23 protein-coding genes and 1 tRNA gene are annotated in these 22,030 nt (G+C 41.1%); 18 read left to right on the top strand and 6 right to left on the bottom strand.

Annotated elements, in window-relative coordinates:
* Positions 1-10: 10 nt before the first annotated feature.
* The 14 genes from N482_RS22485 to N482_RS22420 all read left to right on the top strand — a co-directional run bounded on the left by N482_RS22485 (position 11) and on the right by N482_RS22420 (position 12,348).
* Positions 11-1,225, top strand: a complete 1,215-nt coding sequence (locus N482_RS22485; protein ID WP_063379181.1) for an IscS subfamily cysteine desulfurase — start codon at positions 11-13, stop codon at positions 1,223-1,225.
* A gap of 59 nt (positions 1,226-1,284) precedes the next feature.
* Positions 1,285-1,668, top strand: coding sequence for a Fe-S cluster assembly scaffold IscU (iscU, locus tag N482_RS22480; protein WP_063374547.1), 384 nt, complete (start codon positions 1,285-1,287; stop codon positions 1,666-1,668).
* A 10-nt stretch (positions 1,669-1,678) separates the two neighbouring features.
* Positions 1,679-2,002 (top strand): iron-sulfur cluster assembly protein IscA, encoded by a 324-nt coding sequence (gene iscA / locus N482_RS22475; RefSeq protein WP_063379180.1) that lies wholly within the window; start codon positions 1,679-1,681, stop codon positions 2,000-2,002.
* 62 nt (positions 2,003-2,064) lie between these two features.
* Positions 2,065-2,589, top strand: coding sequence for a co-chaperone HscB (gene hscB / locus N482_RS22470; RefSeq protein WP_063379179.1), 525 nt, complete (start codon positions 2,065-2,067; stop codon positions 2,587-2,589).
* 32 nt (positions 2,590-2,621) lie between these two features.
* Positions 2,622-4,484: a Fe-S protein assembly chaperone HscA gene (hscA, locus tag N482_RS22465; protein ID WP_063379178.1), complete on the top strand. Its 1,863-nt coding sequence runs from the start codon at positions 2,622-2,624 to the stop codon at positions 4,482-4,484.
* Position 4,485: 1 nt separating this feature from the next.
* On the top strand, positions 4,486-4,824 hold the full coding sequence (gene fdx / locus N482_RS22460; RefSeq protein WP_063374543.1) for an ISC system 2Fe-2S type ferredoxin: 339 nt from the start codon (positions 4,486-4,488) through the stop codon (positions 4,822-4,824).
* Between the two features lie 66 nt (positions 4,825-4,890).
* A complete protein-coding gene (locus tag N482_RS22455) occupies positions 4,891-6,324 on the top strand; it encodes an NAD-dependent succinate-semialdehyde dehydrogenase (RefSeq protein ID WP_063379177.1) in 1,434 nt (477 codons plus the stop codon).
* A 150-nt stretch (positions 6,325-6,474) separates the two neighbouring features.
* Entirely contained in the window at positions 6,475-7,362 is an 888-nt protein-coding gene (locus N482_RS22450) for an NTP transferase domain-containing protein (protein WP_063379176.1), read from the top strand.
* 43 nt (positions 7,363-7,405) lie between these two features.
* Positions 7,406-8,476 carry a phosphotransferase enzyme family protein gene (locus tag N482_RS22445; RefSeq protein ID WP_063379263.1) on the top strand — a complete coding sequence of 357 codons (1,071 nt, stop codon included), beginning with the start codon at positions 7,406-7,408 and terminating at the stop codon, positions 8,474-8,476.
* Positions 8,477-8,664: 188 nt separating this feature from the next.
* The gene (locus tag N482_RS22440; protein WP_063379175.1) at positions 8,665-10,038 is read left to right on the top strand and encodes a Gfo/Idh/MocA family protein; all 1,374 of its coding nucleotides are present in this window, start codon (positions 8,665-8,667) and stop codon (positions 10,036-10,038) included.
* A gap of 69 nt (positions 10,039-10,107) precedes the next feature.
* Positions 10,108-10,608 (top strand): hypothetical protein, encoded by a 501-nt coding sequence (locus N482_RS22435; protein WP_063379174.1) that lies wholly within the window; start codon positions 10,108-10,110, stop codon positions 10,606-10,608.
* Between the two features lie 81 nt (positions 10,609-10,689).
* Positions 10,690-10,944, top strand: coding sequence for a YkoF family thiamine/hydroxymethylpyrimidine-binding protein (locus N482_RS22430; protein ID WP_063379173.1), 255 nt, complete (start codon positions 10,690-10,692; stop codon positions 10,942-10,944).
* Positions 10,944-11,564 (top strand): nicotinamide riboside transporter PnuC, encoded by a 621-nt coding sequence (gene pnuC / locus N482_RS22425; protein WP_063379172.1) that lies wholly within the window; start codon positions 10,944-10,946, stop codon positions 11,562-11,564. Before N482_RS22430 ends, pnuC begins: the two co-directional genes overlap by 1 nt.
* Positions 11,518-12,348, top strand: coding sequence for a phosphotransferase (locus tag N482_RS22420; RefSeq protein ID WP_196763641.1), 831 nt, complete (start codon positions 11,518-11,520; stop codon positions 12,346-12,348). The genes pnuC and N482_RS22420 overlap by 47 nt, the downstream gene beginning before the upstream one ends.
* 44 nt (positions 12,349-12,392) lie before the next feature.
* Here the strand turns inward: N482_RS22420 and N482_RS22415 are convergent, their stop codons facing one another.
* Positions 12,393-12,575 (bottom strand): helix-turn-helix domain-containing protein, encoded by a 183-nt coding sequence (locus N482_RS22415; protein ID WP_063358849.1) that lies wholly within the window; start codon positions 12,573-12,575, stop codon positions 12,393-12,395.
* A gap of 210 nt (positions 12,576-12,785) precedes the next feature.
* Here N482_RS22415 and N482_RS22410 point away from each other — a divergent pair.
* Positions 12,786-12,860: transfer RNA gene (locus tag N482_RS22410), tRNA-Arg, on the top strand.
* Between the two features lie 24 nt (positions 12,861-12,884).
* On the opposite strand, the gene N482_RS22405 is transcribed toward N482_RS22410, so the two are convergent.
* From N482_RS22405 to recQ, 3 genes are all read right to left on the bottom strand, one after another.
* Complete coding sequence (locus N482_RS22405; RefSeq protein WP_063379170.1) at positions 12,885-14,585, bottom strand: ShlB/FhaC/HecB family hemolysin secretion/activation protein; 1,701 nt, start codon at positions 14,583-14,585, stop codon at positions 12,885-12,887.
* Positions 14,586-14,656: 71 nt separating this feature from the next.
* Entirely contained in the window at positions 14,657-14,956 is a 300-nt protein-coding gene (locus N482_RS22400; RefSeq protein ID WP_063379169.1) for a DUF3630 family protein, read from the bottom strand.
* Positions 14,957-14,967: 11 nt separating this feature from the next.
* Positions 14,968-16,782: a DNA helicase RecQ gene (gene recQ / locus N482_RS22395; protein ID WP_231100915.1), complete on the bottom strand. Its 1,815-nt coding sequence runs from the start codon at positions 16,780-16,782 to the stop codon at positions 14,968-14,970.
* Positions 16,783-17,066: 284 nt separating this feature from the next.
* Between recQ and rarD the strand changes: the two genes are divergently transcribed.
* Positions 17,067-17,975 (top strand): EamA family transporter RarD, encoded by a 909-nt coding sequence (rarD, locus tag N482_RS22390; protein WP_063379167.1) that lies wholly within the window; start codon positions 17,067-17,069, stop codon positions 17,973-17,975.
* A gap of 36 nt (positions 17,976-18,011) precedes the next feature.
* Here rarD and N482_RS22385 read toward each other — a convergent pair whose 3' ends face one another.
* Entirely contained in the window at positions 18,012-19,247 is a 1,236-nt protein-coding gene (locus tag N482_RS22385; RefSeq protein ID WP_063379166.1) for a response regulator, read from the bottom strand.
* Between the two features lie 147 nt (positions 19,248-19,394).
* Positions 19,395-19,778 (bottom strand): DUF413 domain-containing protein, encoded by a 384-nt coding sequence (maoP, locus tag N482_RS22380; protein WP_063379165.1) that lies wholly within the window; start codon positions 19,776-19,778, stop codon positions 19,395-19,397.
* An 85-nt stretch (positions 19,779-19,863) separates the two neighbouring features.
* Here maoP and N482_RS22375 point away from each other — a divergent pair, with 85 nt between their 5' ends.
* Positions 19,864-20,712 (top strand): LysR family transcriptional regulator, encoded by an 849-nt coding sequence (locus tag N482_RS22375; RefSeq protein WP_063379164.1) that lies wholly within the window; start codon positions 19,864-19,866, stop codon positions 20,710-20,712.
* Positions 20,713-20,878: 166 nt separating this feature from the next.
* Positions 20,879-21,817, top strand: a complete 939-nt coding sequence (locus N482_RS22370) for a porin (RefSeq protein ID WP_063379163.1) — start codon at positions 20,879-20,881, stop codon at positions 21,815-21,817.
* Positions 21,818-22,030 lie beyond the last annotated feature (213 nt).

Genomic DNA, 22,030 nt, shown 5'->3' with positions numbered 1-22,030 from the left:
GGAGAAAGAAATGAAATTACCGATATATTTAGATTATGCTGCAACCACGCCGGTTGATCAGCGTGTTGCTGACGAAATGATGCAATGCCTGACAATGGATGGTAATTTTGGTAATCCTGCGTCCCGTTCACACCGTTTTGGTTGGCAGGCCGAAGAGTTAATTGACCAAGCGCGTAATGATATCGCTGATTTAATAAATGCTGATCCTCGCGAAATTGTATTTACATCAGGCGCAACAGAATCAAACAACCTAGCAATTAAAGGTGCTGCTAACTTTTATCAAAAGAAGGGTAAGCACATCATCACGGTTAAAACCGAGCACAAAGCAGTTATTGATACATGTCGTGAGCTGGAGCGTCAAGGTTTCGAAGTGACTTATATGGACGTTGAAGAAAACGGACTGTTGGATCTGAAAAAGCTTGAAAATGAGATCCGCGAAGAGACTATCTTAATTAGTATTATGCACGTAAATAACGAACTAGGTGTTATTCAAGATATCGCGACAATCGGTGAAATGTGCCGTGAGCGTAAGATCATGTTTCACGTAGATGGTGCGCAAAGTGCGGGTAAAGTTGCAATTGATATGAAGCAGTTAAAAGTCGATTTCATGTCTTTCTCTGGTCACAAAGCGTATGGCCCTAAAGGGATTGGTGCACTTTATGTTCGCCGCAAGCCACGTGCTCGCCTTGAAGCGCAAATGCACGGTGGTGGCCATGAACGTGGTATGCGTTCAGGTACATTGGCAACACATCAAATCGTCGGCATGGGATCAGCTTTCCGCGTTGCTAAACAAGATTTTGATAAAGATCATGCGCATATCAGCGCATTACGTCAGCGCCTAATTGACGGCATCATGGATATGGAAGAAGTGTACTTCAACGGTACAGTTGACCAGTCTGTGCCTGGCATTGTAAACATCAGCTTCAACTATGTTGAAGGTGAGTCACTGCTTATGGCCGTTAAGGATATTGCTGTATCTTCAGGTTCTGCATGTACTTCTGCGAGCCTTGAACCTTCATATGTATTACGTGCTTTGGGTCGCAACGACGAATTGGCACACAGCTCGATTCGTTTCAGCATCGGGCGTTTTACGACTGAAGAAGAAATTGACTACACCATTAAGCTAATCAAAGACTCCATCGGCCGTTTGAGAGCAATGTCTCCTCTTTGGGAAATGTTTAAAGATGGCATCGATTTAGATTCAGTTGAGTGGGCACACCATTAAGCAAGTCAGCTTATATTGACACTGTAGCAGGTATATAAGCGGTTAGTGAGGAAAGAGTTATGGCATATAGTGATAAAGTAATTGACCACGTGGAAAACCCGCGTAATGTCGGGACGTTAGATAAGAACGATCCAAATGTAGCAACTGGTATGGTTGGTGCGCCAGCGTGTGGTGACGTGATGAAGCTGCAAATTAAAGTTTCTGATGAGGGCGTTATCGAAGATGCGAAGTTTAAAACGTACGGTTGTGGTAGTGCAATTGCATCATCTTCTTTGGTAACTGAGTGGGTTAAAGGTAAAACATTAGACCAAGCTGCTGAAATTAAAAATACAGATATTACAGCTGAACTTGAACTACCTCCTGTTAAGATCCACTGTTCAATCCTTGCTGAAGACGCTATCCAAGCAGCGATTGCAGATTACAAAAGTAAACAGACGAAGTAAGAGATAGATTATGGCAGTGACATTAACTGAAGCAGCGGCAAATCGTGTATATACATTCCTGAAAAATAGAGGAAAGGGCATAGGCTTGCGTGTAGGTATTAAAACTACGGGTTGCTCAGGTCTTGCATATGTTCTCGAGTTCGTTGATGAACTTGCAGAAGGTGATGAAGTGTTCGAAGAAATGGGCGTTAAAATCATCGTTGATGCAAAAAGTTTGGTTTATATCGACGGTACAGAATTAGACTACACCAAAGAAGGTCTTAATGAAGGGTTTAAATTTACAAACCCAAATCAGAAAGATGAATGTGGTTGTGGTGAAAGTTTTACTGTTTAGCCAGCGATAATGAGTTTGAGCTAAAGCCCTGCCTTGGTAGGGCTTTGCTGTATTAGGTCCGTATGCGATATTTTGAATTATTTAATTTGCCTGCAATCTATGACGTTGATTTAAAGCAATTGAACCAACGTTACTTAGAACTGCAAAGAGCAGTACACCCTGACAAATATGCTGGCAAAAGCGAGCGCGAAAAGTTGCTAGCCGTGCAAAAAACCTCAGAGATTAATGACGCTCTTGCAGTGCTCAAACACCCGGTGAAACGAGCAGAGTATATGTTGAGCGAGCGGGGAGTTGATATACGTGCAGAGCAACAAACATTGCAAGATCCGACTTTTTTGATGCAGCAAATGGAGCTTCGAGAAGCACTCGAAGATATACAGCACAGCTCAGATCCTGAGTCTGAAATAGAAGCGTTTGAGGCACAAATCAAATTGCTAGACCAGCAATACAGTGCCAAACTTGCAAACCAATTGGTAGATGAAGATACATCCGTATTGGAAGTCGCTGCGGATAATGTTCGCAAGTTAAAATTTATTTATAAGTTACGTGAAGAGTTATCTCGTATTGAAGATAATCTTCTCGATTAATTTAGCGTCACTACTTAAGTTAAAAGAGTACTATGGCATTATTGCAAATTGCTGAGCCGGGGCAGAGCGCGGCACCACATGAACATAAACTCGCAATAGGCATCGACCTAGGCACCACAAACTCGTTGGTTGCGACGGTGCAAAGCGGTGAAGCAAGAGTCCTGCTTGATCTTAATGGTGACGCGATGCTACCGTCTGTTGTTCGCTACCATGCTGAATCGGTTACAGTGGGTAAAGACGCTCAATCAGCAGCCGTTGAAGATCCAATCAATACGCTTATTTCTGTAAAGCGCTTTTTAGGCAAATCAATTTCAGAAGTTGAAGATAGATATCAGCAGTTGCCTTATGAGTTTACAGAGCATCAAGGTGCTTTGGCGATTGATACCATTGCGGGCCCTATTAATCCAATACAAGCTTCAGCTGAAATTTTAAAATCACTCTATCAACGTGCAACAGACAGCTTCGGTGGCGAAGAGATCGTCGGCAGCGTAATCACGGTTCCTGCATATTTTGATGATGCGCAAAGACAAAGTACTAAAGATGCTGCAGAACTTGCAGGTCTAAAAGTATTGCGTCTATTAAATGAACCTACAGCTGCGGCTGTTGCTTATGGTCTGGACTCAGGTCAAGAAGGTGTTATTGCAGTATATGACCTTGGTGGTGGGACATTTGATATTTCAATCTTGCGTCTTAACCAAGGTGTATTTGAAGTACTGGCAACTGGTGGTGATTCAAGTCTAGGTGGTGATGATTTTGATGCTTTATTGGTTGAACACTTTAAAGCAGAATTAAACTTAAGCGATTTGACGCCTCATGAATTGCGCTTATTGATTCAAAAGGCAAAGGCGTGTAAAGAAGCGCTTAGCAGCTATGAAAAAGTAAACGTTAAATTACCACTACGTGATGAAGAGCATGTGGTTACGGTTACACAAGCGCAATTTGCCGAGCTAGTAGCGCCACTGGTTAAACAAACTTTGAGAGCATGTCGCCGTGCTTTAAAAGACGCTGAAGTAACGAAAAAAGAAGTCCTTGAAGCGGTTATGGTTGGTGGTTCTACTCGTATGCCTGTGATCCGAGAGGCTGTGGGTGAGTTTTTTGATAAAAAACCGCTGACGTCAATTGACCCAGATCGCGTTGTAGCAATAGGTGCTGCTATTCAAGCTGATATATTAGCTGGTAACAAACCTGACTCTGACATGCTTCTATTGGATGTGTTGCCGCTGTCTTTGGGTCTTGAAACAATGGGTGGTTTGGTAGAGAAAATCATACCTCGTAATACCACTATCCCTGTTGCTCGGGCACAAGAGTTCACAACATTCAAAGATGGTCAAACAGCCATGTCATTGCACGTAGTGCAAGGCGAACGAGAGCTGGTAGATGATTGTCGTTCTTTGGCTAAATTTAGCTTGAAAGGCATTCCAGCGATGTCAGCTGGTGCAGCACACATTCGTGTGACTTTTAAAGTGGATGCAGATGGTTTATTGAGCGTATCTGCAATGGAAAAATCAACAGGCGTTCAGGCTGAAATTCAAGTGAAGCCTTCATTTGGATTAAGTGATGATCAAGTAGCGCAAATGCTGAAAGATTCTATGAGTTTTGCAAAAGAAGATATGCAAGCGCGTATGTTGAAAGAGCAACAAGTGGAAGCGCTTAGAGTATTAGAAGCATTAGAGGCTTCCTTAGAAACTGAATCTCATTTACTCAATGAAGGTGAACTACAAGCATTGCGTTCTGCAATGGCTATGTTAGATGACAAACGATTAAACGCATCTGAGCCTGAAGAAATAAAGCAAGCTATTGAAGTGGTGGATGATGCAAGTAGTGAATTCGCGTCGCGCCGCATGGATGTATCAATTAAACAGGCACTGCAAGGTCAGTCAGTAGACGAGGTTTAAAATGCCACAAATTATCTTTTTACCCCATGAAGAGCTTTGTCCTGAGGGCGCTGCAATCGAAGCGAAATCTGGTGATACAGTACTAGATGTAGCTTTGAAAAATGGTATCAGTATTCCTCATGCATGTGAAAAATCATGCGCATGTACCACTTGCCATGTTGTTATCCGCGAGGGTTTCGACTCAATGGAAGAAAGTGATGAGTTAGAGGACGATATGCTTGATAAAGCTTGGGGTTTAGAGCCTGAGTCTCGTTTAGGGTGTCAAGCTGTGATAAACGATGAAGACTTGGTTGTAGAAATACCCAAATACAATCTAAATATCGTGAATGAAGAGCACTAATAAAACGTTATTTAAAACAAAAGGCTGTAGTTAACCACTACGGCCTTTTTTGTTTGGAGCACATTCATGTCTAAAAAAATAAAAACCGCGTACTCTATTATAAATGGGCAGCCCTATGAAGGCACTGCGATGCTTGAGGTTCAAAATCCGGTAGATGAGTCTTTGGTCGCCAGAGTCAGTGAGGTGGATACACACGCGGCTGAGGAAGCGCTCAATTGTGCAAATAATTGTTTCATTGAGCTTAAAGGCACAACTGCTCAAGCGCGAGGAGGCGTTCTTTATCGCTGGTACGAGCTGATTTTGCAGAATAAGACGCGACTCGCTGAGTTAGTGACGCAGGAGCAGGGGAAGCCTCTTGAGGAAGCATTAGCTGAAGTAGCGTATGCTGCAGGCTATGTTAAATGGTTCGCTCAAGAAGCCGAAAGAGCTTATGGCTCAGTGATTCCCGCGCACACTACGTTTCACCAGATAAGATCTATTAAGCAGGGTGTTGGTGTCGTAGTAGGTATAACGCCATGGAATTTTCCTCTGGCAATGATAACCCGAAAGGTCGCGCCTGCCTATGCAGCTGGCTGTAGCTTTATCTTGAAACCGTCAGAGCTTACGCCTTTAAGCGCGATTGAGCTAGCTAAACTAGCCCTTGATGCAGGGTTCGAACCCGGTGCCTTTCAAGTATTAGTTGTATCAAAGCCTCAAGATTTGGTGAAGCAACTAAATAGTCATCCGGCGGTATGTAAACTGACTTTTACCGGTTCTACAGCTGTTGGTAAGTTATTGCTAGAGCAAACCGCACAGTCTGTAATGCGCACATCCTTGGAGCTTGGCGGGAATGCCCCGTTTATTGTATTTGAAGATGCCAACTTGGAAGCGGCGCTAGAGGGATTAATGATCGCTAAATTTCGCAACGCAGGACAAACTTGCATTGCAGCCAATCGGGTTTTTTTACACAGGGCCATCAAGCATCAGTTTATTGAGATGCTAAAAACCCGATTAGCAGCATTAACCATCGGAAATGGTAGTAACGATGATGTAGATCTGGGTCCCTTAATAAACAGTGTTGCTAAGCAAAAGGCATTAAATTTGGTGCTTGATGCAAGCCAACACGGTGCAAGTGTTGTATATCAAGGTGATAGCATGCAAGGGAATTACATGTCACCAGTGATCCTTGAAAATGTGGATCAAAGTATGGCTATTTATAATACGGAAATATTTGCACCGATTGTAAGTGTAATTGAGTTTGAGACCGAAGAGCAGGCTATTCAGTTGGCTAATCAAGTTGAAGTTGGACTCGCAGCATACATTTATTCCACCAACAGTGAACGATCGCATCGTGTGTCTATGGGGCTCGACTTTGCGATGATTGGTTTAAATGAAGGGGCAATATCAAATCCTGCTGCGCCATTTGGCGGAATGAAGCAGTCGGGGCTTGGCAGAGAGGGAGGTGCTCAAGGGATTGACGAATACCTAGAAGTAAAATATTTATGCCAACGCTTTAATTAACCTAATTATCAGACAGTTTCGACCAATTTTATTTCACAATAAAATTGCAAAAATTGTATTTGGAACAATGCAATTTTTGCAATTACTTTAAATTTATGAAAAAGCTAGGTAGACTCCTTGAACTTAAAATAAATTGCTAGTGAATTTATAATGACAGATGCAGTATTACCTTCACTGGTTGTATTAGCCGGTGGTTTAGGGACACGTTTTGGTGGTGGGAAGCAAATTGCTGAACTGCCAAAAATAGGTAAGACAATCATGGAACTCAGCATTATAGACGCGTATAACGCTGGCGTAAGGCACGTTGTATTGGTGATAAATACGTCTGTGAGGGAGGTGGTTGAGTCTAGGGTTTTACCGAGATTACCACCAGATTTACAGATAGATTTAGCTGAGCAGTCAATTGAAGCGATACCCAACAGGTTTGCTACTTTTGTGGCAAATCGCAAGAAGCCTTGGGGGACTGGGCACGCGTTACTATGTGCCAAACCGTTTGTATCAGGCAATGCAATCGTCATAACTGCTGACGACTACTATGGGCCGCATGCATATTTGCAGCTCGTTGAGCATTTTTGTTCAGCAGACCATGATACTAGCAATATGGCTATAGTAGCCTATCCTTTATCTCAAACGATGTCTGAAGTGGGCGGTGTAAACAGAGGTGTTTGTCGACTTGATAATAACATCCTTGTATCGGTTCAAGAGTATACAGATATCAAACACGCTGAAAGTGGCTTTACAGGGATAAATGATAAACAATTAAAATCGATAAATGAAAGTGCGCTAGCATCAATGACCTGCTGGGGAATAACTCCGCCTTTGTTTGCACATTTAGAGTATCAATTAGAGCGCTTTTTAGAATCCCATGACAGCGATGTCAAAAAAGAGTATTATCTACCCGATTGCATTCAGCACATGATTAATTTAGAGCAAACTATCGTTCGTGTTTATCGATCACGAGATAGATGGTTTGGTGTTACCTATAAAGAAGAAATAGACAGTGTCGCAGGAAAAATACATGAACTACGTCACGGATGAATTAGCCGTAAGTTTAACTACTACACCCATTTACAAGGTAAGTATGGAGTATCGTTCGAACGCTGAACATTTAGCTGGGCAGTACGGCCTGTCAGGCGAAGAGATCTCGATGAAACCGATTGGAAGTGGGCACATTAACACTACCATGCTTTTGACTGGCGGCAATAGAGCGCTCGTCGTCCAAAAGTTGAATACAACAGTATTTCCTCAGCCAGAGCATTTGGTAGATAACGCACGCTTAATAGAGATGCACCTAGCATCTAAAGCACAGTCTGGCTTATATGGCTTAGGGATCATAAAACACGTTGCGGCCACTTCTGGTAACTTCTTAGTGGAATATCAGGGGGAAGTATGGCGTGCACTGGAGTTTATTGGTAATAGTTACAGTGAAGACGTAGTTGATTGTGCTGTTAAGGCTCAAACTGCTGCTGGCGCATTTGGAGAATTTGCAAATGCGTTAAATGATTTTGACGCTACGAAACTCAATACAGTCATTCCTGACTTTCATAATTTGGGCATGCGTATTGAAAAACTAAAAGACCTTATACAGAGTGACCCTCTAGGGCGTGGCGAAACTTGTGCTGACGATATCGCGTTTTGCGAATCTCAGTTTGGGCTTGCTCAGGAAGTGAAATCTGTGGAAGCGACTTTGCCTCTGCGTGTATGTCATAATGATACAAAAATAAATAATATGCTATTTAACTCGGAAACTAACGAGGCTAAAGCTGTTATTGATCTTGATACGTGCATGTCTGGCTACTGGTTATATGACTTCGGTGATATGGTGCGAACGTTTTGTTCTCCAGAACAAGAAGATTCAACGAACCTTAGCAATGTAGTTGTTCGCATCAACATTTTTGAAGCTATTGTAAAAGGCTATATATCAGCGGTAGCTGACAAACTTACTGAAGCTGAAAAGCGCAGCTTTATCCTAGGTGCCAAAGTGATGCCATTAATGATAGGCATTCGCTTTTTGACAGATTATTTAGACGGTGATAATTATTTTGCCGTGAAGCACGATACACATAATCTAGAACGAGCAAGAAACCAATTTGCTCTATACAAAGACATTGCAAATAAAGAGGCGCAATTAAGCGCAATCATAAACTCATAAAAAAAGCGCGAAAGCGCTTTTTTTATGAGTTTATCGCATCCTTTTGCTTATGAAATCTGTATCAGTTAGCGTTACTACGAACTGTATTATCATTGGGCGAACTTCGCTTTAGGGGCACGACACCATTTTGAATTTTAAGTCAAAAACAAAAATTACTAATAAATATAGGCTTTATTTTAGGATCGAAGATGACTCGAATAAATAGACGACACTTTTTAAAAGCTGCCGGCGCAGCCGCAGCTGCTGGTATGGTATCAGGCTGTGCGCAGCCCCAACATTTAACGAATCAATCATCGCGTAAGCAAGGAAAATCAGTCATCGGTCTGGTAGTCCCTAAAATGGATGTAGTCAGAGTTGCCTATATTGGTGTCGGGCAGCGAGGCTATGGACATGTAAAGCGTATGAGTTACATTGAGGGGACTGAAATAGTCGCCATTTGTGATACTCATAGCGAAGTTTTGGAACGTTCTGCAAAGTTTCTTACTGATAATGGAAAAAGCAAACCAGCACTATATGGAAACAGTGAATTTGCATATAAAGACATGCTGACTCGTGAAGATATTGATATTGTGATTATTTCTACACCATGGAAGTGGCATGCACCTATGGCAATCGATACCATGAATAGTGGTAAACACGCCTTTGTTGAAGTTCCGCTTGCGTTGACTGTTGAAGAAATGTGGCAAATTGTTGATACCGCTGAGCGTACCCAAAGAAACTGCATGATGATGGAAAATGTAAACTATGGGCGCGATGAATTAATGGTGCTGAATATGGTTCGCCAGGGCGTATTTGGAGAGCTGTTACATGGAGAAGCTGCCTATATTCATGAGTTGCGTTGGCAAATGAAGGAGATTGAGCATAAAACCGGCTCATGGCGAACTGAGTGGCATACTCGTCGTGATGGTAACCTGTATCCTACCCATGGTTTAGGGCCTGTATCTCACTATATGAATATCAACCGAGGTGACCGGTTTGACTACCTAACTTCAATGAGTTCGCCAGCGCTTGGACGTGTCGCTTACGCTCGTAGAGAGTTTGATGCCGAGCATCAACGCAATGCGCTAAAGTACATTTGCGGGGACATGAACACAACGATGATCAAAACCGTGAAAGGGCGCTCCATTGTTGTCCAACATGATACTACGACACCAAGACCATACTCTCGTCACAATCTAATCCAAGGTACTAATGGTGTATTCGCAGGGTTCCCCAATCGAATAGCGCTAGAAAGCGGTGGCAGGGGCTCATTCCACGATTGGGATGAGGATATGAGCTATTGGTACAAAAAGTATGATCATCCACTTTGGGTTAAAATGGGTAAAGAGGCCGAGCGAAATGGCGGCCATGGTGGAATGGACTTTTTAATGTTCTGGCGCATGATTTACTGTTTAAGAAATGGCGAGCCACTAGACCAAGATGTTTATGATGGCGCCGCATGGTCTGTGATATCTCCGTTATCAGCGCAGTCAGTAGCCAACCGAAGTGAGTCGCTAGAGATCCCTGACTTTACAAGAGGGGACTGGCTATCAGCAGAGCCGCTGGGAATTGTTGAGTCTTAGAAAAAAGCGCCTGTTAGGCGCTTTTTTTATGTTTTAATAAGTACGCATCAACTAGTGTAAGGATAAAAAATGCTAAGAAACTTGTGTCTGCTCACGCTCCTTTTATTCCTCTCTGCTTGTAATATTACCCCTGAAAGTGAAAGAGTTTTTACGTTATCTGAAATTGCAAAACGGTATGTAAAAACATATCAAGAGAGGGAAGACTTTGACGAGTTCCTGTCATATTACGACGAAAATGTTGTTTTGGAAGATATGCTCTATGGCATTAGGGTAAATAATAAGCGCGCATTTGGTGAGTTCTTTAACTGGGCTGCTGGGGATTTTAAGATCTTGAACAATGAGCCGACTTTTGTGCTCACACAACAAGTAATAGATGAACAACAAAGAACCATTGTGCTATACGGCTCATTTAACCCTTTTGTTTACAATACTATCCAGTTTGGGCCTTGGCGCTTTACGACGTTATTAAAGATCAATGAAGATGGGCTCATCTATTACCAGCAGGACTGGATAAACTACTTCCCAAGAAGCTTTATAAACGATGCAAACAATTTAAATATAAAACCCTAAACTAAGTTCTTTTGCCCAATAGGGTAATTAACATGTACACTGCTGAGAATTTAGAATGGTTAATAGATTTTGGAGCATTGAATGCAGCTTTCTGTAGAAATCAGTAAGTATCCACTTCATTCTGATTACATACCTTTTATAAAATCGTTTATCGATAGGGTAAATCAGCATGGCGAGTTACAAGTAATAACGAATACTATGTCCACACAAATCTTTGGCGAATACGATGTCGTGATGGGGGTACTGCAAAAAGAAATGAAAGCATCCTACGAGCAATTCGGAAAGAGTGTTTTTGTTTGTAAGTTTATATCTGGCGACTTATCTCCTGAGGTTTAATGGAACTGATATACGAAACGCTTGCAGGGTTTACTGCGATGTCTGGGTGGGAATATTTAGCCGTTGTACTCTCAATGCTTTATTTATTGCTCGCTATTAAAGAAAACATATGGTGTTGGCCAGCTGCGTTCGTTAGCACATTCATTTATACCATAATGTACTGGAATGGCGCGTTGCTCATGGAGTCATTCTTGCATTTCTACTACTTGGCAATGGCCTTTGTAGGGTGGTGGATGTGGCGCTCTGGCAAAAAGAATGAGGAGTCACAAATAGTATCTTGGTCATTGCATCGCCACGTGCTAATTATCGTAGTGACCGCCTGTGCTGCTGTAACTATGGGATACCTTACGGATACCTATACACATGCAGATCTGCCTTACTTAGATAGTTTGACGACCTGTTTTGCTATTGTAACAACTTACTTAGTGGCCAAGAAGGTATTGGAGAATTGGCTTTACTGGATACTAATAGATGCAACCTCAATGTACCTTTATTACCTGAAGGGTTATTATCCAACGCTGGCGCTCTATGTTTTTTACACAATTATGGCCTGTTGGGGTTACAAAAAGTGGTATGAACAATATACCAAAAAAGAAGGCAAGCGCCTTGCTGAACTCTGAGTTAGCGCATGTGCAAGCCATTTTGCAAGAGCTATACCCAAATCATCAAGTAAGCAGTATTAAAAAACTTGAAAAGGGCTTGAGTAATCATAATTTCTACTTTGAACTTGATGGTACTAAACGCATAATCAAGTTTTTTGCTGACTCAGTTCCTCATGAGGCTCTGCAAGCTCAAAAGCAGCTTGCAGAGCAAGGTCGTGCGCAGTCTGTCTTACATATTGATGCACAAGCAAAAATAGCGGTTCTCGAATATTTAACAGCATCATCGTATGATGTAGAGGTGTCAGAAACGCTTGTAAAGACATTGGTCGCAATTCACCACTGTAACGTGCTCGATAAAACTAAGCTGGAGTTGGCGTATAGTCTCTCTGAAGCTGCGGTTTTTTTAAATCTTGATGATTTGGCTGACAAGTTAAATCAGCAATTGTCTCAATGGCCGAATGATACCCGTTACTGCCATAATGATTTAGTAAAGGACAATGTACTGCAAACATGCAATGGCATTTACTTTATCGATTTTGAATATGCTCAATACAACGATCTATATTTTGACTTGGCCGCTCTATGTTGCTCTTTTGAGCTAACTAAAAAACAACAGAAAACCTTGTTAGATACTTATTATGTTATCTGTAAATCGCCTCTTCCAAACTATGCGGAAAAAAAGCTTGAAGCGTACATTGGATGCTACTTAATTTTGAGTATTGCTTGGTACCAGAAAAAGCAGCTTGAAGAGCCTTGTGAGCCTTTAGAGCGTTTGCTGATTAAGTGGCTGGAAGAAAACTAGTAAGTTTTGCCTCGCAAGTAAGTACAAGCGAGGCGATACAGAACTTAAATACCACCTAGCCTTTTCGCTAGTTCTTTATATTTTTCGACGTCATCCTTGTCAAAGATCGGTTGGCCATTTTCGTCATGGTCTTTTGCAATCAATAAGTTCTCTCTTGCAAGCCGTCTTACACGCTCCACTTTTACACTTAAAAACTCTGCAACTTGCTCAGTGGTCATGGGGGTCATAATACAAATCCTCTAGATGATGTTAGGTAGCCTAGCTACTAAAATCGATTTACGTTTATTATTGTTAAGCTCTAAGCATAGCTAAATATATGAGGCTTAGTCCAATTGAATATGATTTTTAGAAATTAGTTTAAATTATAGGCATACAGTTGTAGCTGGGCTGGTATTTCGTTAAAGATATGATTATTATGTTGTTGCCTTTAATACTGTGCTCTCGTGGTGAAATGGATATCACGTGGCTCTCCGGAAGCTAAGTTACAGGTTCGATCCCTGTCGAGAGCGCCAGTACTCATATCTAGAACATTTAAATCAGAATCTGTTTTTCACGGTAAAATGCCACTGAACTGAATCAACCCTATCAGGTTTATTAATGGGTGCAGCTAAGTCCAGATGTAGAACAAGCCCAGAATTTGCGCGACTGGGTGCCATTCTTAAACCAAACCCAATATTTTTATAGTACTTGCTGTTTTCGATAAAGAGCGCTTTGCCGTCAACGCGACCTATATCAAAGTAGGCTGCCCCCCCGACCTTAAAGAGTTGTAAAAGGTCGTATTCCCAGTAATACCGTTTCTCTAAGTTGAGTACAATACGCTTTTCCCCTTGCAGGTATCTTGCGGGGAAGCCTCTTAAGCCAGTTTCACCTCCTAAAGTGAGCTGCTTATCTTCTGTCAGGTGTTTACCATACGCTACGTTTAACTGAGCATACCAAGATTCAATGTCATGTGTATTTAGGTAGTACTCTAAATTGAGCTCAGTGATAAAGTTCTCGCTTTCGCCCTTTTTGACATTCCAATTACCATCAACTGAAAAACGAAATCGCATCAAGCTTTGTTCAGAGCTGAAATGAGCTTTGCTAATGGATGCGTTCCAAATCCATCGAGTGTCATCATTCGTAATAGAGTCACTTGAATAGCCTAGCAATGTATTAATGTTCCATCCAAGATTTAGATCTTCAGTTCGGTATATAGAATCAAAGTTTTTAACTTTGATAAATGCATCTTGAAACCATTGGGTTTGTACATAGGGGTAACTGAGGGAGCGGTTTTCAGCAATAGGCAAGTGCGTCTCTGCAATTTGGTAAAATGATTGTTCCTCATCTCGATAGCCAACTATGAATCTGCGCGTCCAACTATTTTCAAGCTGCTTAGCCATTCCTAAGTAAGCTTGGGACAACTCTGTCTCTTGTAGAAATTCAGAGACTGTTTCCCCATTTTCATAAAGCGGTTCTATACGTTTATTTGCAAAGTTAAGTGCGCCATAACTGTAAGGAGTTTTGGTTGAGAAAAAAGGGTAGTCGACACCAATATAGTGTCTTTCACCATCGTCATTGTCAGAATATTCTAATCGACCTTGGTATCGTGTTGAAAGTATATTGGGGTCATCGTAGACAAAAAGGTAACCACTTCTATCCGTATCGTCGATATGTGTTAGGGAAAGGCGTTTTCCATGACCAAAAAGATTGCTTTCACGAAAGCCTATACGGCTTGAGTTTTCGCCACCACTTCGACTAAAGCTAATATCAGGTAGTAAAGTCCAAAGGTCTCTTGTAACCACTGTTACTGCGATATTACCATCACAATCTGCCTCCGCAAATACTCTAGCATCATACAAGTAAGGCTGTTTACGAAGTAAACGCTCGGATTCTATCAATAATTTAGGGTCATATTTACTGCGTTCTTTAAAGAGTAGGATACTTTTAATAACGTCTGGTTTAGTTGTGACATGGGCACGATTAGCGAACCTGAATAAGGCATTGTCTTCTTCAGGCAAAGAGGTATCAAAAACATTAAGTTGATGGAGGATGATCGAGGAGATTGTGACATTTTCTAATTGTGGCAAAACATGTTCTGAGCTTAACTCACGGGTAAAGCTGCCATCGTTTACATCTACTTGACGGTCATTACCACAACTGTTAAGCCATTTAGCGTGATCTTTAGCCCATGCTGTTGAGGGACTACCAAAAAGAGGTGTTGTTAAAAATACTAAAAAACAAATTCTTGATAGCACCATATGTATGCCCAATACCGTTTATTCTTATTAGTATGGCTTAATTTAGGCACACATGCTTGGGTAAGTCTATATTATTGTTGTAAATTTAAACAAAGAGTGGTGTGTAAAAATGACATGAGTGTAGATGCATCAATGCCTTCAGGCGATATCCAAATGCTTTCACTGTAATACTCATAGTTCATTGCAAAAGGCTGTTGGTCAAATTCGAATCGCCATTGATGCCGATCGGCTCCCTGATTAAACTCAATGATTTTCAATTTATCCATTGTCAGGAATACCTCTCCCCACAGTTGAAAGTCATCACTGTCAGGGAGTATGCTAGGGCGAATTAGAAGTACATCTTGTTCTTCTAAATAAGTAATCTTAGTCATAGTTTTCCTAGTTATTCTGCAGCTAGATAATTGCGGATTAATTGCATGAAAGGCGCACCATATTTGGAAAGCTTGGTAAAGCCAACCCCAGAAACCTTTAAAAACTCGCTGTCGTTAGTTGGCGTTTGCTGTGCCATTTCCGCCAAGGTCTTGTCATTAAATACGACATATGGAGGTACATCATCTTGGTCAGCGAGCTCTTTTCGCAAACTGCGTAATTTTGCAAATAGTTTTCTATCATAATTGAACTGTGCCAGTTTATCTTGATAAACGTGACTGGCTTGTAGGCGGGGCTCTGCCAAGTTCAATACATAGTCGCCCTTCAGTACAGCGCGAGCAGCTTCCGTCAACCGTAATGTTGCACCTTGAGTAATGTCTTGAGCTAATAAGCCGTGGTGTATCAATTGGCGCAGTACGCTGAGCCAATATTCATTACTGTGTTCTTTTCCGATTCCGTATGTACTTAACTCATGGTGCTGATTGTCTCTGATCCGCGCTGTATTTGCACCGCGCAGCAAATCTACGATATATCCTAAGCCAAAGCGTTGTTGTGCTCTATACACACAGGATAAGGCTTGCTGTGCGACCAGTGTAGCGTCAAAGCTTTTCGGAGGATTAAGGCAGATGTCACAGTTACCGCAAGGCTCTCTTTGATATTCACTAAAATAATTAAGTAGTATCTGTCTACGGCAGGTTTGTGCTTCTGCAAAGTTTGCCATTGCATTAAACCTTTGTTGTTCTACTTTTCTTCGTTGCTCATCGGGGATATCTTCAAAAAAACGTCTAACCCGGCCAATATCAGCAGGATCAAAATACATAATAGCTTCTGCTGCTAAGCCGTCACGGCCTGCACGACCTGTTTCTTGGTAATAAGCTTCGATACTTTTTGGAATATCATAATGTAAAACAAATCTCACATTGGGTTTGTTTATCCCCATTCCAAAGGCTACGGTTGCGACAACAATTTGAACATCGTCTCGGGCAAAGGCATTTTGTACAAATTGCCTTTGCTCATTTTCCATCCCAGCATGATAAGCAGCAGCGTTAAACCCGCCATCGGCAAGCTTTTCTGCAATTTCATCCACTCGTCTTCGACTGGAGCAATATATAATGCCACTCTGTCCTTTTTGTGTTTTTAGATAACGCATCAGTTGCGAGAGCGGTTTAAACTTTTCTTCGATGGTATAGCGGATGTTTGGTCGATCAAAACTACCTGTGTGTACAAATGGTTCTACTAGGCCAAGCTGAGCCACAATATCTGTACGAGTAGCCATATCTGCGGTTGCCGTTAGTGCCATGGTTGGAACATGTGAAAATGCTTGCTTCAATTCATTTAAACGGCAGTAGTGGGGGCGGAAATCATGCCCCCAGTGAGAAACACAGTGTGCCTCATCAATCGCAAATAATGATAAATTTAAATTACTTAGTCTATCAATAAAGTCTCTTTGTAGTACTTTTTCTGGCGCAACATAAAGAAGCTTAATTTCACCATTGTGCAAACGTTGATAAATGCTTTGCTGTTGTTGCCAATCAATACTATTGTTAACAAACTCAGCTGAAATGCCCTGGGCTTGAAGCTGTGAGACTTGATCTTGCATTAAAGAGATGAGAGGTGAAATTACGATAGTGACACCGGGCAGCATGAGAGCCGGTACTTGATAGCACAGTGACTTACCACCACCTGTGGGTAACAGAACTAAACTATCACGTCCGCTAAGACATGCTTGAATAGTATCTAGTTGGCCAGTTCTAAAGCTTGTGTAGCCAAAATATTCTTTAAGTACAGATTGGGGTGTCAATGATTCTAGAGTCGCGCGTGTTTCCATTGCGCGCATTTTAGAGTGTTTTGGTGAAATTGTCTTCTTTTTAATATGCGTATTATTTCGACCACCTGAGCAAGTCAGCTGTTAGCAGTTAATTTTGTCTTTAAGGCATCTAAAAAAACAAAATTAAAAGTACAATAAACGCCATATATTGGCATGTTGGCGATACACGCTGTAAATTAATTGAAGTCCTTTATTATTGTGTTTAATGCACTGCCGTGGTGGTGCTTTATTTATTCTGTATAATGCTGCCTTCTTCACGATTGGGTGATAAATAGGGGAGTGAAATGACAGCCGATGCTAATGTAAGACAGGGCTATATATATGCGACATTAGCCTTCATAATGTGGGGGCTCGCGCCCATTTACTTTAAGTCTATAGCACAGGTTGATGCGCTAGAGATACTGGTGCATAGAGTAATTTGGTCCGTTGTGTTTATCTTCATCGTTATTTCATTGCGCAATAATTGGGACAAGGTTCGTAAGGTCCTTGGCAATGCTAAAGTAATGATGATGTTGGTGGTTACCGCTTTGCTTCTAGGGTTTAATTGGGGCTTATTTATATGGGCTGTCAATAATGGCTATATGCTAGACGCCAGTCTGGGCTATTACATTAACCCTTTGTTGAATGTATTTTTGGGCATGCTGTTTTTATCGGAAAAGTTACGCCCCGGACAAAAAATAGCGGTTTTGTTGGCATCAACAGGGGTAATTATTCAGTTAATTAGCTTTGGTTCATTTCCATACATTGCCATGTCATTGGCGTGTTCGTTTGCGATTTATGGTTTGCTTAGGAAAAAAATGGCAGTGGAGTCGTTACCAGGAATATTCATTGAATCTTTGATTCTTCTGCCGTTAGCATTGGGGTATTGGTATATGCTTGAGCCCAGTTCGACTAGCAATATGCTTGATAACGCCTTAAACCTAAACCTTTTGCTGATTGTTGCTGGGATTGTCACAACACTACCACTGCTCAGTTTCACTGCGGCAGCAAAAAGATTACCCTATTCTACACTTGGGTTTTTCCAGTATATTGGACCAAGTTTAATGTTTGCTCTGGCTGTCATGTTTTATGGTGAAGAGTTTGATATTGAGCGTGCTGTTACATTTGTATTTATTTGGGGAGCTTTGCTTCTTTTCAGCGTAGACTCTTTACGAGCAAGCAAAGCTAAAAGCCCGACATTATCGCAGAATTAAGCAAAAAAATTGGCCTCTTAAGCGCAATGATGGCAATTAAGAGGCTATCTGATTCCTACCAGACTCTTTTGCTGTATATAGGTTCTCATCAGCAATTTTAATGAGCGGGTCGATACTTTCAATAACTTTGTCTACAACGCCGATAGAAACTGTAAATGGGATATGATAGGGGGTGAGGGAACTGCTATTTTTTTCTAAAAAGAGCCTAAATTGCTCAAGCTGCGCCATATTTTGTTCACCACTTGCGGAACGAAATAGCACAGCAAACTCTTCACCACCAAGTCTTGCATACAGATCATGTTGAAAGAACTTTTCAAAACATTCCCCAATTGACTGTAACACTTTATCTCCGGCATCATGCCCGTGCTGATCATTAATCTTTTTGAAAAAGTCGATATCAATCATTGCCAACATACTGCTTTGGTTTTGCCGACAGTTCAGAGTGAGTTGCTTGCTTGCGTGTTCAAAAAAATATCGGCGATTAGGCAATTGTGTTAAGTAGTCGGTGTTTGCCTGCCGTCTGATGGTTGCGATATTTTCAAGCATGTCGACGTTTTGACTAAGACGACAGTAAAACTCTTCAGGGTTAAAGGGTTTTCTTAAATAGTCATTTGCACCACTTTTCAAAAAACGAGCAGAAAGATAGGCATTATTCGTACCTGATATACCAATGATGGCCTTATCATCATTACTGTACAGGCGGCGGATCTCCGCACACAATTCTTCTCCACGCATTCTTGGCATTTCATTGTCAGTAATAATGACGTCAATATCAGGGTTTTGATTCAAAGTTTCTAATGCTTCGATACCATCACCCGCAACATACACATGGTACTTGTGTCTTTGCAGCAATGAGCTAATGTGCCTTCGTGTGGCGGCGGAGTCGTCTACTACAAGTACTTTAACTTGCTCGTTACGAGGCAGCCGTTGAAGCTGCTTTTTTAAATACTGGTAGGCTTGCTTGTTTTCTTTTGTGATGTAGTCAATCACAGGATATTTGTCTACAGTATCTCGTGTGCTGGACTCTAAATTACCAGTCATAACTATCGTAGGAATATTGGCCTTTACAGTATAAGGAATGGCCTCTCCATTCGTTGCATCTGGCAATACGAAATCGACTACGGCGCAAAAATAATTATGATCATTAATTAGTCTCTTTGCACTCTCTAAAGTCGTCGCTACGTCAACATCGTAGCCTACCGAACTCGCGATGTGTTTTTGGACTTTTGCAATAGTCGGAGTGTCTTCAATGATTAGCACTTTTCTTAACACACGCACAACCTTAACAGCCTTTTATACTTCAGTTTTAACTGAAAGCGACAAAAAAGCAATGAAGAATATAAGATTCATACGGGGAGCATTATTAGAATCCTTTTGTACCCCCGTATTCACGGTCATACCTATAATGTTCGTGGTTAATTAATTTGATATTTCAGCAACTGGCTGCTCTTCATTAATTTGGGGGCTTTCGTAGTGAGGGGGGGACTTAACCTGACTACTCAGAGTGTAGATTTTATGTTTACGAGTTGTCAGCGAGAGGTATTTGTACCAGATTTTCTCCATTCTATTTTCTGGCGGTCGCTTGTTTTTCACCATTTCAACGAACTTTTGCTGATAAGTATTTACAGGTAATAGCTTTTCCTCATGCAAACTTTTTAGCAGATATCCATGTTGTTGTAATAACTCTGACTCCAATAAAGTAAAGTGGCCACTTCTCGAAAGTCCCTGTGGAAAATTCAAATCATCGTAAAATGATTTGGATGCAGTAAAAGCTTCTTTTAGTTCCGCTATATTCATATCCATGATGTTTTCCTCGCATCGTTTGCAACGAGTATGGACTATTATTTTGGCTTTTTTAAACGAGATTTTTTAATCAAAAGGTGGGGTAATGGACAAGGAACTATTAAAAACTTTTGTCGAAGTTTCAAAGACTCGCCATTTTGGCCGTGCTGCGGAAAATCTATATATAACCCAATCGGCGGTGAGCTTTAGAATTCGACAATTAGAACAACATTTGGGTGTGAGTTTATTTACACGACAAAGGAACAATATTCAGTTAACTGCGCCTGGTGAGAGGTTATTACCACATGCGCAAATGTTGCTTACAGGAATGCAGCGGGCGAGATTGGATGTTGCTCTGGCTAATAATATGCGTCAGCAGTTGTCTTTAGCAGGCACACCGAATATCTGGGATGCTTATTTGCAATTTGGTATAAACCAGATTGTTTCGTCTATGCTCGGTGTATCTTTGGTTGCTGAAGTTAAAACTCAGCAAGAAAGTACAAGACTGCTTCTCGAGCAGACTTTAGATGTAGCTGTTTTGTTTGACCCACCTAAAGTTGATGAATTAATCGTTAGACAAGTTAAAAACTTGTCTATAATTCCAGTCAGTACCTTTAACACAACGAATAAGGATGATTTTTTTGGCACACAGTATGTGTATGTTGATTGGGGAACCGCGTTTTCATTGTGGCATGCTCGGCAATTTGATGGCGCTGCGCCTCCCTATTTTCGTACAAGTACTGGGCGTATTGCGTTGGAGCTAATTTTGCAGTGTGGCGGGTCTGCTTACTTACCTAAAATGCTTGCAACTGATCTAATCGAGCAGCAAAAGCTGTTTCATGTTGGTTCAGTGGAGCACAATTTTAGAGAAGTATATGTAGCCTATCATAGAGGGAATGATCAGCTAGAGCACATAGAAACCATAGTAAACCTATTGGCCTCTATCATAGACTGATTTAAATATAGTTGTTTTTAATAAGATTACCCATTTATGACACAATGCTGAAATTTCAGTTTCAATTAAATTTCATTTTTATTTTACGTGTAATATTTCTGTCACTTATAGCTGGCAGACTGCGCCTGTCTAATAAATTACGTGTTGCGATATTGAGGAAATACACATGAAACTAACCAAATCAGCATTATTACTCTCTATTCTTAGTGGTCTATCTTTGAATGCTCATGCCGATGTTGATGTATATGGTAAAGCAAACCTGTCTGTGCAATCTTCTGATGAAGGTGACGGCTCTTTTACTGAAGTGAAAAGCAATGCTTCACGTTTCGGTTTCAAAGGTTCTGAAAAGCTAGATTCAGGACTTGAAGTAATTTACAAATTAGAGTTCCAAGTCGACGTGTCAGATGCGGACTCAAAAGGTGATGATGACAACATTACTGCTCGTAATCAGTATGTTGGCTTAAAAGGCAAGTATGGTGAGGTTGTGATTGGTCGTAACGATACTGCTTTCAAACAGTCACAAGGTAAAATCGACCTGTTTAACGATTTAGAAGCTGATATTAAGAACATCTTTAAGGGTGAAAACCGTTTAGGTGATTCAATTTCATTCAAGTCAGCAAGTTACAATGGATTTAAAGTACTTGGTACTTTTATTGCTGAAGATGCAACTGATGGTGAAAATGGCTATTCAGGTGCAGTTACATATGGTGACGCGAAGCTTAAAAAGTCAAAATTCTATGTATCACTAGCTGGCGATAGCGAAGTAAAAGGCTATGATGCGTTTCGTGTAACAGGTCAGTTTAAAGCGACTGATGATTTGAAATTGGGCGCAATGTACCAGAAACAAGAAAAAGTAGATGGTACAGGCACAGCTGATGGCTTCATGCTTAATGCTGCTTATAGCTTTGGTGCAAATACAGTTAAACTTCAGTACCAAATGATTGACTTTGATGCAGCAGCTTCAAAAGATGTTGATGGCATCAGCATAGGTATCGACCATAAACTAGCTAAAGCGGCTAAGTTGTATGCATTCTACTCATCTGTTGATGAAGACAATGGAACAGAGGAAGATTACCTAGGTCTTGGTATTGAATACAAGTTCTAAAAAAGTTCTTCTATATAAGAAGCAGATCAACAAAAGCCCTCTAATTTAAGAGGGCTTTTGTGCTTTTAGTCTGTTTATTATGCATAAATTAGAGTTTTTGTTTGTTATTTGGGCTGTTGGAGAGTTTTTTTAATTTTCTTCTAAAAAACGCTTGCGCCAATCTCAAATCTCCCTATAATGCGCTCCCACTGACACGGCGGGATGCAACGAAAA

The sequence above is a fragment of the Pseudoalteromonas luteoviolacea NCIMB 1942 genome, from assembly GCF_001625595.1.
GTDB classification, from domain to species: Bacteria; Pseudomonadota; Gammaproteobacteria; order Enterobacterales; family Alteromonadaceae; genus Pseudoalteromonas; species Pseudoalteromonas luteoviolacea_A.
This window is presented reverse-complemented; position numbering and strand designations above follow the sequence as displayed.

What these genes read in the sequence shown, in the direction of transcription:
- N482_RS22445 (WP_063379263.1), top strand. Translation starts at nt 7,406, where the DNA reads ATGGAGTATCGTTCGAACGCTGAACATTTAGCTGGGCAGTACGGCCTG.
- N482_RS22430 (WP_063379173.1), top strand. Translation starts at nt 10,690, where the DNA reads ATGCAGCTTTCTGTAGAAATCAGTAAGTATCCACTTCATTCTGATTAC.
- iscA (WP_063379180.1), top strand. Translation starts at nt 1,679, where the DNA reads ATGGCAGTGACATTAACTGAAGCAGCGGCAAATCGTGTATATACATTC.
- hscA (WP_063379178.1), top strand. Translation starts at nt 2,622, where the DNA reads ATGGCATTATTGCAAATTGCTGAGCCGGGGCAGAGCGCGGCACCACAT.
- N482_RS22450 (WP_063379176.1), top strand. Translation starts at nt 6,475, where the DNA reads ATGACAGATGCAGTATTACCTTCACTGGTTGTATTAGCCGGTGGTTTA.
- N482_RS22440 (WP_063379175.1), top strand. Translation starts at nt 8,665, where the DNA reads ATGACTCGAATAAATAGACGACACTTTTTAAAAGCTGCCGGCGCAGCC.
- recQ (WP_231100915.1), bottom strand. Translation starts at nt 16,782, where the DNA reads ATGGAAACACGCGCGACTCTAGAATCATTGACACCCCAATCTGTACTT.
- hscB (WP_063379179.1), top strand. Translation starts at nt 2,065, where the DNA reads ATGCGATATTTTGAATTATTTAATTTGCCTGCAATCTATGACGTTGAT.
- N482_RS22370 (WP_063379163.1), top strand. Translation starts at nt 20,879, where the DNA reads ATGAAACTAACCAAATCAGCATTATTACTCTCTATTCTTAGTGGTCTA.
- pnuC (WP_063379172.1), top strand. Translation starts at nt 10,944, where the DNA reads ATGGAACTGATATACGAAACGCTTGCAGGGTTTACTGCGATGTCTGGG.
- N482_RS22455 (WP_063379177.1), top strand. Translation starts at nt 4,891, where the DNA reads ATGTCTAAAAAAATAAAAACCGCGTACTCTATTATAAATGGGCAGCCC.
- iscU (WP_063374547.1), top strand. Translation starts at nt 1,285, where the DNA reads ATGGCATATAGTGATAAAGTAATTGACCACGTGGAAAACCCGCGTAAT.
- fdx (WP_063374543.1), top strand. Translation starts at nt 4,486, where the DNA reads ATGCCACAAATTATCTTTTTACCCCATGAAGAGCTTTGTCCTGAGGGC.
- rarD (WP_063379167.1), top strand. Translation starts at nt 17,067, where the DNA reads ATGACAGCCGATGCTAATGTAAGACAGGGCTATATATATGCGACATTA.
- N482_RS22405 (WP_063379170.1), bottom strand. Translation starts at nt 14,585, where the DNA reads ATGGTGCTATCAAGAATTTGTTTTTTAGTATTTTTAACAACACCTCTT.
- N482_RS22375 (WP_063379164.1), top strand. Translation starts at nt 19,864, where the DNA reads ATGGACAAGGAACTATTAAAAACTTTTGTCGAAGTTTCAAAGACTCGC.
- N482_RS22485 (WP_063379181.1), top strand. Translation starts at nt 11, where the DNA reads ATGAAATTACCGATATATTTAGATTATGCTGCAACCACGCCGGTTGAT.
- N482_RS22435 (WP_063379174.1), top strand. Translation starts at nt 10,108, where the DNA reads ATGCTAAGAAACTTGTGTCTGCTCACGCTCCTTTTATTCCTCTCTGCT.
- maoP (WP_063379165.1), bottom strand. Translation starts at nt 19,778, where the DNA reads ATGGATATGAATATAGCGGAACTAAAAGAAGCTTTTACTGCATCCAAA.
- N482_RS22400 (WP_063379169.1), bottom strand. Translation starts at nt 14,956, where the DNA reads ATGACTAAGATTACTTATTTAGAAGAACAAGATGTACTTCTAATTCGC.
- N482_RS22420 (WP_196763641.1), top strand. Translation starts at nt 11,518, where the DNA reads ATGAACAATATACCAAAAAAGAAGGCAAGCGCCTTGCTGAACTCTGAG.
- N482_RS22415 (WP_063358849.1), bottom strand. Translation starts at nt 12,575, where the DNA reads ATGACCCCCATGACCACTGAGCAAGTTGCAGAGTTTTTAAGTGTAAAA.